The sequence below is a fragment of the Caballeronia sp. HLA56 genome, from assembly GCF_054655155.1.
Genome location: NZ_BAAHOB010000003.1, coordinates 444,158 through 456,485, shown reverse-complemented (window position 1 = coordinate 456,485; position 12,328 = coordinate 444,158). Strand labels below are relative to the sequence as shown.

At 59.8% G+C, this 12,328-nt stretch carries 12 protein-coding genes; 4 read left to right on the top strand and 8 right to left on the bottom strand.

Annotation, left to right across the window (positions count from 1 at the left end):
* Positions 1-3: 3 nt before the first annotated feature.
* From ACYQ47_RS14025 to vgrG, 7 genes are all read right to left on the bottom strand, one after another.
* Positions 4-252 carry a PAAR domain-containing protein gene (locus tag ACYQ47_RS14025; RefSeq protein WP_250527146.1) on the bottom strand — a complete coding sequence of 83 codons (249 nt, stop codon included), beginning with the start codon at positions 250-252 and terminating at the stop codon, positions 4-6.
* 32 nt (positions 253-284) lie between these two features.
* Entirely contained in the window at positions 285-941 is a 657-nt protein-coding gene (locus tag ACYQ47_RS14020; protein WP_459905714.1) for a hypothetical protein, read from the bottom strand.
* A protein-coding gene (locus ACYQ47_RS14015) for an IS3 family transposase (protein ID WP_459904298.1) occupies positions 919-2,039 on the bottom strand; the annotation gives its coding sequence in 2 pieces (ribosomal slippage) (positions 919-1,781 and positions 1,781-2,039; 1,122 coding nt in all). Before ACYQ47_RS14015 ends, ACYQ47_RS14020 begins: the two co-directional genes overlap by 23 nt.
* 34 nt (positions 2,040-2,073) lie before the next feature.
* On the bottom strand, positions 2,074-3,105 hold the full coding sequence (locus ACYQ47_RS14010; protein ID WP_459905713.1) for a T6SS phospholipase effector Tle1-like catalytic domain-containing protein: 1,032 nt from the start codon (positions 3,103-3,105) through the stop codon (positions 2,074-2,076).
* A 14-nt stretch (positions 3,106-3,119) separates the two neighbouring features.
* Positions 3,120-3,602 (bottom strand): DUF3304 domain-containing protein, encoded by a 483-nt coding sequence (locus ACYQ47_RS14005; protein ID WP_250527144.1) that lies wholly within the window; start codon positions 3,600-3,602, stop codon positions 3,120-3,122.
* A complete protein-coding gene (locus tag ACYQ47_RS14000; protein WP_459905712.1) occupies positions 3,596-4,429 on the bottom strand; it encodes a DUF4123 domain-containing protein in 834 nt (277 codons plus the stop codon). The genes ACYQ47_RS14005 and ACYQ47_RS14000 overlap by 7 nt, the downstream gene beginning before the upstream one ends.
* On the bottom strand, positions 4,426-6,819 hold the full coding sequence (vgrG, locus tag ACYQ47_RS13995) for a type VI secretion system tip protein VgrG (RefSeq protein WP_459905711.1): 2,394 nt from the start codon (positions 6,817-6,819) through the stop codon (positions 4,426-4,428). The genes ACYQ47_RS14000 and vgrG overlap by 4 nt, the downstream gene beginning before the upstream one ends.
* 219 nt (positions 6,820-7,038) lie before the next feature.
* Between vgrG and ACYQ47_RS13990 the strand changes: the two genes are divergently transcribed.
* Complete coding sequence (locus tag ACYQ47_RS13990; RefSeq protein ID WP_459905710.1) at positions 7,039-8,139, top strand: LacI family DNA-binding transcriptional regulator; 1,101 nt, start codon at positions 7,039-7,041, stop codon at positions 8,137-8,139.
* Positions 8,140-8,154: 15 nt separating this feature from the next.
* Here ACYQ47_RS13990 and ACYQ47_RS13985 read toward each other — a convergent pair whose 3' ends face one another.
* Positions 8,155-9,972 carry an IlvD/Edd family dehydratase gene (locus tag ACYQ47_RS13985; protein ID WP_244831110.1) on the bottom strand — a complete coding sequence of 606 codons (1,818 nt, stop codon included), beginning with the start codon at positions 9,970-9,972 and terminating at the stop codon, positions 8,155-8,157.
* Between the two features lie 214 nt (positions 9,973-10,186).
* Between ACYQ47_RS13985 and ACYQ47_RS13980 the strand changes: the two genes are divergently transcribed.
* The 3 genes from ACYQ47_RS13980 (at position 10,187) to ACYQ47_RS13970 (ending at position 12,310) form a co-directional block, all read left to right on the top strand.
* Positions 10,187-11,575 (top strand): MFS transporter, encoded by a 1,389-nt coding sequence (locus ACYQ47_RS13980; RefSeq protein ID WP_250467818.1) that lies wholly within the window; start codon positions 10,187-10,189, stop codon positions 11,573-11,575.
* Between the two features lie 52 nt (positions 11,576-11,627).
* Positions 11,628-12,083: a YaiI/YqxD family protein gene (locus tag ACYQ47_RS13975; protein WP_459905709.1), complete on the top strand. Its 456-nt coding sequence runs from the start codon at positions 11,628-11,630 to the stop codon at positions 12,081-12,083.
* An 89-nt stretch (positions 12,084-12,172) separates the two neighbouring features.
* Complete coding sequence (locus ACYQ47_RS13970) at positions 12,173-12,310, top strand: hypothetical protein (RefSeq protein WP_244831107.1); 138 nt, start codon at positions 12,173-12,175, stop codon at positions 12,308-12,310.
* Positions 12,311-12,328 lie beyond the last annotated feature (18 nt).

The window sequence follows — 12,328 nt, the reverse complement described above, 5'->3', positions numbered from 1 at the left end:
CGTCTACCGCAAGCTAGAAATAAGGCGACAGCCGCACATAGCACGAAAGCCGTGCCGGGCGACTGGAACTCCGCCGTCGGTCGTGCCATCGTCACCGTCGATGACGAGGTTAGGCTTGATGTCGTGCAAAGGGCAACTTACCTCGTCTCCTTTGCGCGCGACATAGCTACCGCCGAAGCGCATGGTCTTCGAGGCGGTAATGACTTTGCCACCGTGATCGGTGTCGTCGCCAAGACGGATGAGATCAATCATTTCGTGCTCCTTTTACTTGTCTTCGAACCAATTTATGCAATTGCCTCAGTGTTATCCGAACGCTCACGCGCTGAGGCAATGCTCCAGTCGTTTTCGGGCATGTAGGAAACGTCGCCGAAGTACATCATTCGCCAATTCTGAAGCTTTGAAAAATCGTTTCCAAAGCCGGCTACAGAATCGTGTACCAAGTAGTCAAAAAAATCGAGTTCAGCTTGCGCGTCGCTTGGTTCGCCGATGATTAAAGACACGTCTTCATAAGCACGGGCCAACGTCAATTCCCTCAGGGTCAAGGTCTTCCCATTCAGTTTCTTAGTCTCTGCTTCCGCCGTCGCACTATTGATCGCAAGACCGCCTTTGGTAATAAGACGTAGTTGCTCGTCCTGCTTTGGCACCAAGTCGCCGTTATTTGTCTTTGCAAGTATTTGTTTTGCCTTAGGCAGACGTGCGCGTGCGGCGGAATCGTTGGTCAGCTTGGAGAGGTGACTACGTGCGACGTAAAGCGGGAAAAGATGATCGGAGACAGCTTTCTCAAGTGGTCCGGCGGCTCGAGCGCGCCGTTGATATCGATTAAACAGAGCCGCGGTCTTGGGAGAAAGACTAAACGACGCTTGGACCTTTGCACCAAGCGTGCTTAACGATCGCAGCGGTACTGACCTGCCCGTTTTTCTAAGACCACTGCGTTCTAGCAATAACGGCTTGGGTTGAATTGGTTTCTAAGCGCTGGCGATACGCCAGCGGCGTGTCGTAGTTCAAGCTCGAATGCGGTCGAACCTCGTTGTAATGCCGTCGCCAGTCGTCAATCACGATCTTGGCTTCAATCCGATTGCGAAACCATTCCATAGCAAGACATTCGTCACGGAATTTACCGTTGAAGCTTTCGTTCGTGCCGTTCTGCCATGGCTTGCCGGGATCGATTAACGCCGATTCGATCTTCTCCGATACCACCCACTTGAGCAACGCTGCGCTGACGAATTCGGGGCCGTTGTCGCTTCGCATATAGCGTGGCGCGCCGTGAACGCTGATTAGCTTGCTCAGCACCTCAATGACTCTGGCCGATCGGATCGAGCCAGACACATCTATGGCCAAACATTCACGCGTGTACTCGTCGACGACCGTCAGACACTTCAGTTGCTGGCCGTTGGCACACGCGTCAAAGACGAAATCGTAACTCCATACGGCGTTGCGAGCGCTCGGAGCAAGCGGTCGAGGACGCGAACCGGCAACGCGGCGTCGGCGTCGTTTGCGAGGCACTTGAAGACCGGCTTGCGCCCACAACCGGCTGCACCGCTCCTTGCCGATGACGATCCCTTCGCGGCCCAGCATGATGCGGATGCGCCGCGAGCCGAAGCGGGGATAATCACCCGAGAGGCGTCGCATCATCTCCACGATCGGGCCGTTCTTGCCCGGCATGAGGCTGATGTAACCGAGATTGGCGCGACTGACGTGAATCAGCGCACACGCACGTCGTTGGCTCAGCCCGCGCGAAATGGCATAGCGGGCTTGCTCGCGGCGTGCCTGTGCGCTTACCATTTTTTTGCGGAAATCTCCCTCATGACCTCGATTTCCAGGTCACGCTCCGCCACGAGCTTCTTCAGTCGATTGTTCTCGAGCTCTAACGCCTTCAATCGCTTGACGTCGTAACTGACCATTTCGCCAAATCGCTTGCGCCACGCGTAAATCGACGCGTCGCTGACACCGTGTCGCTTTGCCACCTCGGCAATCGGCGCACTGTCCGCCTCCCGCAAGATCCGAACAATCTGCTCATCGCTGTATCGACTCTTCTTCATGACGCGCTCCGTATGGATGCGCCGTTATCCTAGATCAATTCGGTCTCAAGTTACCGGGGCAGGTCAGTACGCCGGCAGTTCGAGCCGCACGATACATGTGTAGCAACGGCACCTGACTTAGCTTTTCCGCGTCTTCCAGCGCTTTGGTCTGTTCTGCGGGCGCATAGCCCCCACCCACATCTGAGTGCACTCCGGGATAGACGATCTCAGAACAATTCGGAGGGTAGTGCTTTCCGTCACGCACGGAATCCAAGGGAAAAGAATCGCGGACCTCATGCGCGGCGACGTAGTGAATGCACTGCTCTACCATTGCCGGAATCTTTAGGCTTTTCGCCCAATCGTAGTGACCATCTTTCGGTGCAATACTAAGTCCGACGCTCAGAGCCGGCGATATGGCGTACGTGGCGAATTTTAGGATTGGACTATGATCGACGGATTTGGCACTAGCGGGTAACCCTGCGGAGGCAACCGTATCGAACAAGCCCATGAAGTACACCCGGATCGGGTAACCTTGATAGCGCCATCCGGCGGAGTCCTGTCGGCAATCCTTGGACAGGCGAACAGCAAAAGCACGCGCCAGGGCTGCGCCTCGTGAAAAGCCGAACAGCGCGACGTTGATCATTCGAATCGGTTGCTTAGGGTTCGTTGCGCGAGCTTTCGCTTTGGAGATTCTCTGATCGAACTGAGTCCTTGCCCACCGCAAACGCTTGTCTCCACCGCTAGCGAACGCAAGTCCCGGCGTGCTCGCTGTCATCTCGCCGACTTCAGGGAAAGGTGTGCCGAGCCCGTTGATATAGATTCGATATGTGCCTGTCCTTTCTTCATCTTCAGCATGTGCCGCATGAAGGCGTGCAACGTTACTATGTGCCGACTTTTCTGTGTCAATGTAAAGATTGTTTCCTGTACCGTCGAAGAAGACAGAAATCCAAAGCGATTGCGAACAGTCTGAAGTACCAGGCCGCTTTTTCTCATCGAAGCAAGCCATAGATTCCGCACGCTTTTCACGCTCACTCGAAGTTAACGGCCGCAGACCAGCCGAGGAAGGAACCTGAGTAATGTCCAACATGGCTATTTATTCTCTTATCGTACAAAGGGCATGCGTCGCTCAAGCTTCAATCGCGGCGGCGAGGGTCCATCCGAACCAGATATGGCGGCCTCAATATGACCGTCCGGGTAGAAGTGAATCTCAAGATATTTCGGATTAGGAGGAATAGAGCCTCTTACTTCGACTCGTACTTTTTTGGCTGGCTTGGGCGGATCGACGATTTTCCTTGAAGGATAGGATTCGAGAGCGTCCATTGAGTATCCAACCTCGACCCAAAAGGGCATTTTTGTCTTGCGACTCATAATGACGCAGCAGGAAACACTTCCACCGCCAGAAGTCGGCGTGCTTAGCTCAACACTGCCTCCCCCCTGACCATTCACTCCGAAGTTCCAGAAGGCGCGATCGGTGTAGTTGTATCCAATTATTCCGAGCATGTATGGATCTTGTGTGCACCCCCCGAGACTCGTAAGCGCCAGCAAGCTTGCCAATGCAATACGTTTAAATCGCCTTTTCAGCATGATTTCGGCTCCTCTTGTTCCTCTTGTTTATGTGCTGCGAGCAAAGCCGATCTCACCCGGTTAGTCAGCAACATATGACTGAGCAACTCCTCGGTTGTTGCCTGCGCGACAATCCCCTCGCAGACCCGGTAGCGAGTCTGTGCATCGAACTCAGCGAGGAGATCGTCATCGCTCAGCTGCAGCGAATGCAACACGGAATCAGGCAAACTGGCGTCCACAAAGACCTCAGTCTGTTGCTCGCTTAGCCGAAGGGGACCGCAGTATGAGTCTTCAGTCTCGTCCGCCAAGATCAATTTCTGCGTCTCACCATACCTATCGAGATACCACCATTGTTTTGCGAGTCCGAGATACGCCCGACGCTGCTCGGCAGACAAAGCGCGGTCAAGCACGGCGAGCGAGCGCGTATCGAAAAATTTCATCTGCCATTCACTGCCGTCCTCGCACAATGCATCTAGCCGCTCGCTCAGGCCGCAGATCAGATCGTCGGTTGGCAGGCGAGAGAACAGGAACGACACGCCGCGGTAATCATCTACGCAGGCGTGCGCCAGCCGCGTCAGGAGCTTCGATGGCTTCTCGGCCCCTCGCGCGATACGAACCAGGTACGGACCATACTGACTGCGTCCATCCTCCGACTGCGCATTGAAAATTAACGACAGCCGCTGATTGCTGATGTCCTGCCCCAGCCACTGACGCAGCTCGCGATAGAGCGGCGGAAAAGCCACGCCATATACCAACGCGTAGGTCTGAATATCTTGATTGGCTTGCTGAAATTCATGAATCGCCGTACTTAGCGCCTGTGCTTCGAGTTCTGGGTTGTTCTGTGTCATTTCGTACCCAACAGTGCGCCTTGCGAGAATTCCGAAAGCAGACATGGAATGCAGATGGACTTGGGCAGCAACGGGAGTTCCGGCTGCATTGACGCGGGGCCGGGTCGGTCCCAGGAGGCACCTCGCTCCAAGATGGCGCCCATGGTTCCGTTCTCGATCTGGCTAGCGTTGAGCTTGATGTACGAGCCGCCCGCGCCAATCCACACTTCCTTTTTCGCGGCGAGGACCAATCGGCCCTCCGTGCTCGTGACGGTGACGTCCTTTAGGGCCGTCAACGCCATCTCGTCGCTGTGCGCCTCGATCCTGACCTTCCCTTTGGCGGCGATTAACTCGATCCCAAGCTTATGCGCGCATAGCGAAATGAGTTCGCCCGCCGCCATGCGCAGCCGCCGCATGATGCTCACGTCCATGTGCTCCCCTGCGGTGACAATCACGTTCTCGCCCGCCGAATGCTGGACCGATTTCGGCGTAACGAAGGCCATGCCACCCGGTGTGCTCGCGAGTAACCCGGCATCATGAAGCTGGCTCAACCCGTCCACGAGCGCCGCCTGCGTGTCCTTGTCAGCCGCGTCAGCGTTGGCCTGCTTATTCGCGTCTACGAGAGCCGTCACGCGCTCGAACGCCACCTTTAATTGCTGGATCGCAGCAGGCATCTCCAAGTGCGGCGTATCAGCGCCAGCCGCCGCATCGGCCGAAAAGAACAGTCCTTTCGCTGCGCGCACGGTCCCCCAAGCCTGGGTGGTCGCTTCAAAGCCCTCGCCTCGCGCAAGCTTTTTACTGTTGAGCAGATAGCCCTGATTGAACGCCGTCTGGCTGTAGACCGTGGCGATACGCGCGCTTTCCTTGCCTCGCAGATCATTGAAGACGACCTCGGCGCCGAGCAGCGGCGCGCGCCAGATCGCGTAACTGAACATCGCATCGGCGCCGTGCACCACGTCCGGATGCGAGTAGTCATGGAGCGCTCCGACGATATGCATGCGATCTACATCAGCATGCGCCGCACCAAGCAAAACCTCCGTGGACGGCAGCAAAGGCGAATGGAAGCCACCTTGATACGACGAAGACGGACGCAGCAGCCGCAGCTTCAGCAACTGCTTGTCAGTGTTAGCCGTTCCCTGCAGGAACTTCGGCAACACAGGATATCGGCCATGCTCGTCCATGCAGCCATAAGGCGACGAGTCAAACGTCGTGACGACGCCAACGACCGGTCCCTTCAGAAATCTCCAGTCACGTTCATAAACGAAGTCAGGGCGGTAGGCCAGATGCGCGGGCATCGCCTTGAAGCGGACATGCGCCGGTTTCGATCGGCTGCCCTTCATCGTCATCGACTCGACCACGAATCCATACGGAGCGCTCGTCAGCTTCGTATTGGTCAGCTTGACCACCACGCCTGGCGCCATGCCCTTCGCGTTGCTCTTGCCCGAAAGCTTTACCTGCTTTGCAATCTGCTCGTCGCGCCGCGTCTGTGCTCGCGACTCACCCTGCTGAGGCGTCAGATGAAATTCCGCGCTGCCGCTGATCCGCCCGAACACCGATTGGTCATTGGCCTCATCGGAAACGCTCGCGCTCGCCCGCAGCGGATCTTCCGGCGTGCGGTAATTGCGCTCCCACAACTCGATGGCGGCCGGCACCAGCGTACGCGTCTCGCTGACCGAGAGTGCAGCCTCATGCCAGTTGCTGTTCATGCCCGAGTCAGAGAGTAGGGGTACGTCGATCGAGCGCACGTACCCGCGCGGATTGTCCGTGAACACGAGCGTGTCCAGTTGACCATCCTTGCCTCGACCCTGCTTGTAAAACCAGCATATGCCTTGACGTTTTGCATGACGTGTCACGAAGGCCCACACGGACTCCTCGTACATCACAACCTGCTCCATCTTCTCTTGCGCGCCTTCCAGATGGAACTCGATATCGAAGGCATCGATGTTCTTCCGGTCGACGAGCAGTCGCGTCACCATCTCCTGAAAGGTGATGTCTTTGAATACATCCGAGCCATGCACGCGCTTGCAGAGCGCGGCGAACCGAGGTTCGATCCGGAGTTTGTAGGTCGCCTCGTCGCGGCTCGCTTTGATGCGTTCGAAGCGCGTGACGATGCCATTGAAAGTGGCCGCCTCGTGATCGACAGGCGCGACATAATTCACCGACGGGACGGCTACTCGCTCGTCGATCTGCAAGCCCGCGCGCCGACCCACGCAGAGCTTGCCATCGATATCGAGACGCGGCGAGGTAACGGTGACCTCCGCCTTGTAGTCATCGCATAATCCTGCTTTGACCTTGAACTTGAGCACGTCGAGTTCGAGCTCGAGCGTACCGATCCATATGCTCAAACGCTGGGTGAGTCGCGCGCTTGGATGCTGCAGCGCGTCCGTCAGTTTTTTCGTTACAGCATTCATTCGCATCCCGTTCAGTTGAACGCAACGTATGGAACCGTCGCGCCTGGAGCTTTTTAGCGCAGGAATTTAGGGCTGCAACAAAAGAACGTCAATCGATCGGCTGACAAACAGGAATAGTCTCAAGTAGCCAAGGTCACGCGTCATCGTCTGAACGCGAACTTGCCCCCCACAAGCCGGTATGATTACCCCCATCGAATCATCACCGCGCAACGCCCCGGCATGACATCAGTCAACGATCCCACATCACCCACCGCCGCCCCCGTGCGCATGGCCGATGTCGCGCGTATCGCCGGGGTGTCGAAGATGTCGGTGTCGCGCGTTTTGACAGGCCAGCACGTCAGCGAAGAAACGCGCGCGCGAGTCATGAATGCCGTGCTGAAAACCGGCTATGTCGCCGATGCCATCGCGGGTGCGTTCTCTTCCGGCCGAACGAATGTCGTCGCGGTCATCGTGCCGTCGTTATCGAGTTCGAATTTCGCGGAGACCGTGCGCGGCATCAACGATGTCGTCGAGGCGCGCAGTCTGCGTCTCTTGCTCGCCAACACGGACTATCTGCTCGAAAGGGAAGAAGCGCTCATCCGCGCGCTCCTGAGTCATCAGCCGCGTGCCGTTGTCATCACGGGAGGTCAGCACACGTCCAAGGCGCGCGCCATGCTCAAACAGGCGCGCATTCCAGTGGTCGAAATTTGGGAGATTCCCGCGAAACCCGTGGATCGCGTCGTCGGCTTCTCCAACGCGGACGCGGCCGCCGCGATGATGCGCTATCTCTATGCGCGCGGCTATCGGCGCATTGGCTTCGTGAGCAGCGCATCGCATCTGGATTTGCGCGGCGTCGCGCGGCGCAATGGCTATCTCGGCGCCGTGAAGGAAGCGGGCCTGCACGACATCCGCGAAATCGCGCACACGGACTGGACCACGGACATGGCGCATGGCGCGGCCATGGGTCACGGCGGCGCGGCGCTCGAACAGATCCTCGACCGATGGCCCGATACCGACGCCATCATGTGCACGAGCGACATCCACGCGTTCGGCGTCATCATGGCGTGTCATCGGCGCGGTATGTCGGTGCCGCGCGATATTGCGGTGGCGGGCTTCGGCGACTTCGAAGTGTCGCGCCATTGCTATCCGACCATCACCACCGTATCCGTCGATGCCTACGGGATCGGTCACGCCACCGGCGAATCGCTGCTCGCCGCGCTCGACGAGTCCGAGACACCCAACGCGTCGCGGCGCGAAATCGCGCAGGCGCGTCCCGACCGGCAGGACGTGCCCACGTTCATGCGCGTGCCTTACGAAGTCATCCCGCGAGAAAGCGCGTAAAGACCTCGTTACGGCTCAGTGGTTGTGCCGCGACTCGCCGCGCGTCTCGATGATGTCCTGATAGCCGAGCGCCGGCTCAAGACACGCGCCGCTGCCCTGCTGCCCGACCATGCTGCGATAAATCTCTTCCCACGGCGTCTTGTTCTGCAACTCGATAGGCACGTACGCTTCGCGGCGCTGCGCCATTTCATCATCGCCGATCAGCACGTTGACCTTGTAGTTCTGCAAGTCGATTCTCAAGCGGTCGCCCGTCTTCAGCAGCGCGAGGTTGCCGCCCACCGCCGCTTCCGGCGATACGTTGAGAATCGAAGGCGTCGCGCAGGTTCCGCTTTGGCGGCCATCGCCCAGTGTCGGCAACTGCGTGATGCCTTGCTTGATGAGCGCGGCGGGCGGCTGCATGTTCACCACTTCCGCGCCGCCCGGATAACCCACCGGCCCGCAATTGCGAATCACCAGCACGGAACGTTCGTCGATCTCGAGCGCGGGGTCGTCGATACGCGCGTGATAATCCTCCGGTCCCTCGAAGACGATCGCCTTGCCTTCGAACACGTTCGGATGCTCGGGATCGGAGAGAAAGCGCTTGCGGAAGGCGTCGTCGATCACGCTGATCTTCATCACCGCGCTGTCGAACAGATTGCCGGAGAGCACGACGTAGCCCGCCGCCGGCTTAAGCGGATCGTCATAGGCGCGAATCACTTCGCGATCCACGTCTGCGACGGCGGCCAGGTCTTCGCCGAGCGTCTTGCCCGTGACCGTACGCACGCTCGTGTCGAGCTTGCCTGCCGCCTGCAGTTCGCGCATGACGGCCGGCACGCCGCCCGCGCGATGGAACGCCTCACCGAGAAAGCGGCCAGCGGGCTGACAGTCCACCAGCAAGGGAATCTCGGGACCGAGGCGCTGCCAGTCATCCAGCGTGTGATCCACGCCCATGTGCCGCGCAATCGCGATCATGTGAATCGGACAATTCGACGATGCCCCGAGCGCCGCCGCCGCGACCACGGCGTTTTCGAAAGCGCCCTTGGTCATGATGTCCGAAGGCCGCAGATTCTCGTGCACCATGCCGACAATGCGCTGCCCCGTGCGATACGCCACCCAGCCGCGTTCGCGATGCGGCCCGGGAATCGCGGCGCAACCGGGCAAGGACATGCCGAGCGCTTCGGCGAGCGAATTCATCGACAACGCCGTGCCCATGGTGTTGCAATGCCCGACCGAAGGCGCGGACGACGACACTTCGTCCATGAACGTCTCATAGTCGATCTCGCCGATGGCGTGACGCTTGCGCGCGTCCCAGATGATGGTGCCCGAGCCCGCGAGCTTGCCCTTCCACCAGCCGTCGAGCATGGGACCGCCCGACAGCACGATAGCCGGAATGTTGACGGTCGCCGCAGCCATCAGACACGCGGGCGTGGTCTTGTCGCAACCGGTGGTGAGCACCACGCCATCGAGCGGATAGCCGTGCAGGATTTCGACGAGCCCGAGATACGCGAGATTGCGGTCGAGCGCGGCGGTCGGGCGCTTGCCGGTTTCCTGGATCGGATGCACGGGGAATTCGAGTGGAATGCCGCCTGCATCGCGGATGCCGTCGCGCACGCGCGTCGCCAGTTCCAGATGATGCCGGTTGCAGGGCGCGAGATCGGAGCCCGTCTGCGCAATGCCGATGATCGGCTTACCCGACTGCAATTCCTCGCGCGTGATGCCGTAGTTCATATAGCGCTCGAGATAGAGCGCGGTCATGCCGGGGTTCGAGGGATCGTCGAACCAGCGGCGGCTGCGCAGGCGCTTCTTGTTCTGCGCGTCTTCGGATTGGGGAGCTGAGTTATTCGTTGGTGTCATGACAGTACTCGCGATACGTTGACGACGGGGTTACAGCCTACGCGCATCCGGGCAAATGCCCATTAGCGCTTTCTTGTAGATCGGCATCCCTCCATGTTAGATTTTGTTGACGGTTACCGATAACCGGGTTTATCCGAAGGCGGCGGTTTTCGTCCGGCTTTCAGATCGAGTGTCGTCAGAGAGACACCGCGCAGGAATCAGGAGACACGAGAAGATGACGTCCCACCACGATGCGTTGGCGCATGCCGGCGCGCTTCCGCTCGATCGTCCTTCCGACGGCGCTTCCGCGCCCGTTTCCGCGAGGCAGCTTCGGCGCGCGATTCTCACGAGCGCCGTCGGCAGCGCGCTCGAATACTACGACTTCGCTATCTTCGGGCTGGCCACGGCATTGATCTTCAGCCGCGTGTTCTTTTCCACGCTCGACGCGAGCGCAGGTCTGCTCGCGAGCTTCGCGACCTACGGCGTGGGCTTTCTCGCGCGTCCGCTCGGCGGCTTGTTCTTCGGCTCGCTCGGGGATAGGAAAGGCCGAAAGTTCGTCCTGTTGCTGACCATCGCGATCATGGGCGTATCCACGACGCTTGTCGGCTTGCTGCCCGCCGGTCCGCTCGGCGCGGTCGGGCTCGTCTTGCTGCGCCTCACGCAAGGATTCGGCGCGGGCGCGGAACAGGCGGGCGCATCCACCTTGATGGCCGAAGTCGCGCCCGTGAAGACGCGTGGCTTCTTCGCGGCGCTTCCGTTCGTCGGCATCTTCGCGGGCTTCGGCATTGCGACGGCGACGTTCAGCATCATGCAGCACTCGATGGATCAGGCCACGCTCCTCGCCTGGGGCTGGCGCATTCCGTTCCTCGCGAGCGTCGTGCTGATCGGCGTCGCCATCTGGATACGCTTGCGTCTGCGCGAAAGCCCGACCTTCGCCGCGCTCGAAGGCGGACACAAGGTCGCGCGTTCGCCGATGCGGCTCGTCATCAAGGACGCGCGCCGCACCGTCGTCGCGGCCGTGCTGATGCGGCTTGCGGAACAAGGCGGCTCGACCATCTATACGACCATCGTGATCGCGTTCCTCAGCGGCACCGTGGCGGCGCGGCACGGCGTGCCGCCAGCGGAACTGGCGCGCGTGGGCACGAGCGGCGCGCTCATCGCTACTTTGTCGAGCGTGATTACCACACCGCTTTTCGGGGCGTTGTCGGATCGGCTCGGGCGCAAGACGGTGTATCGCGGCGGCGCGATCTTCATGCTGCTCTGGGCGTTCCCCGCGTGGTGGATGGTGAGCACCGGCAGCTTCTGGTGGGTCGCGCTCGCGATGTTCGGAGGGCTCGCCATCGGCGCAAACAGCATGCTCGGGGCGCAGTGCGCGCATTTCGCGGAACTCTTCGGCAATCGCTATCGGTACTCGGGCGTGGCCTTGTCGCGCGAGATCGGCGCGGTGTTGTCGGGCGGACTCGCGCCAATTCTCGGCATCTATCTGATTGGCCGCGCGGGCGGCGGCTTCTGGGTCATGGGCGCATACACCGCCGTGTTGTCGGCGCTCACGCTCGTCGGCGTCGCCATGTCCACCGAGACCCGTGGCCGCGATCTCACCGACTTGCGCGACGCCGTTCGTTGAGCGTTGGCATCGGGAGTATGATCGGCGTCTTCCTTCGAGCGGACGCCAGTCAATGGAAATTTTCGTCGATGCCGACGCCTGCCCTGCCATCGTCAAGGACATTCTGTTCCGCGCCGGGCCGCGCGTGGAAGTACGCGTGACGCTCGTCGCCAATCAATTTTTGCGCACGCCCGCGTCGCCGTGGCTGCGCGCGATTCAGGTTCCAGCGGGCTTCGATGTCGCGGATAAGCGCATCGTCGAAATGGCGCAAGCCGGCGATCTCGTCATCACCGCGGACATTCCGCTTGCGGCCGCCGTGCTCGCGAAAGGCGCGCATGTGCTCGACCCGCGCGGAGAATGGATGAACGCGGAAAATATCGAGGAGCGACTCTCCATTCGCGCGATGATGGATCAGTTGCGCAGTTCCGGCGTGCAGACCGGCGGCCCGCCGCCCTACGCTCCGCGCGATGGCAAGAAGTTCGCGGGCGAACTGGACAGATTTCTCGCGAAGCGGTCCGCCACAAAGTAATCTTGTTGCGCAAAACGCATCACATAACGTAATCGTAAAGTTCGGTTGATACGATGGCGCCTCCTCTCAATCCCCTGATAATCGACGTCATGAAGAAAGCTGTTTTCGCCGCACTGCTGGCCGCCACCACGTTCCTTTCCGTTACCACCGCTTTCGCGGCCCCCCACCATCATGCCGAGTGCCACAAGGTGCGCGTGCATCATCATTGGGAACGCCACTGCAAGTAACGGCTGCCTCGTGCGGTC

Coding starts and splice junctions, on each gene's coding strand:
- ACYQ47_RS14025 (WP_250527146.1), bottom strand. CDS start 252: ATGATTGATCTCATCCGTCTTGGCGACGACACCGATCACGGTGGCAAA.
- ACYQ47_RS13980 (WP_250467818.1), top strand. CDS start 10,187: ATGACGTCCCACCACGATGCGTTGGCGCATGCCGGCGCGCTTCCGCTC.
- ACYQ47_RS13985 (WP_244831110.1), bottom strand. CDS start 9,972: ATGACACCAACGAATAACTCAGCTCCCCAATCCGAAGACGCGCAGAAC.
- ACYQ47_RS14000 (WP_459905712.1), bottom strand. CDS start 4,429: ATGACACAGAACAACCCAGAACTCGAAGCACAGGCGCTAAGTACGGCG.
- ACYQ47_RS14005 (WP_250527144.1), bottom strand. CDS start 3,602: ATGCTGAAAAGGCGATTTAAACGTATTGCATTGGCAAGCTTGCTGGCG.
- ACYQ47_RS13990 (WP_459905710.1), top strand. CDS start 7,039: ATGACATCAGTCAACGATCCCACATCACCCACCGCCGCCCCCGTGCGC.
- vgrG (WP_459905711.1), bottom strand. CDS start 6,819: ATGAATGCTGTAACGAAAAAACTGACGGACGCGCTGCAGCATCCAAGC.
- ACYQ47_RS13970 (WP_244831107.1), top strand. CDS start 12,173: ATGAAGAAAGCTGTTTTCGCCGCACTGCTGGCCGCCACCACGTTCCTT.
- ACYQ47_RS14010 (WP_459905713.1), bottom strand. CDS start 3,105: ATGTTGGACATTACTCAGGTTCCTTCCTCGGCTGGTCTGCGGCCGTTA.
- ACYQ47_RS13975 (WP_459905709.1), top strand. CDS start 11,628: ATGGAAATTTTCGTCGATGCCGACGCCTGCCCTGCCATCGTCAAGGAC.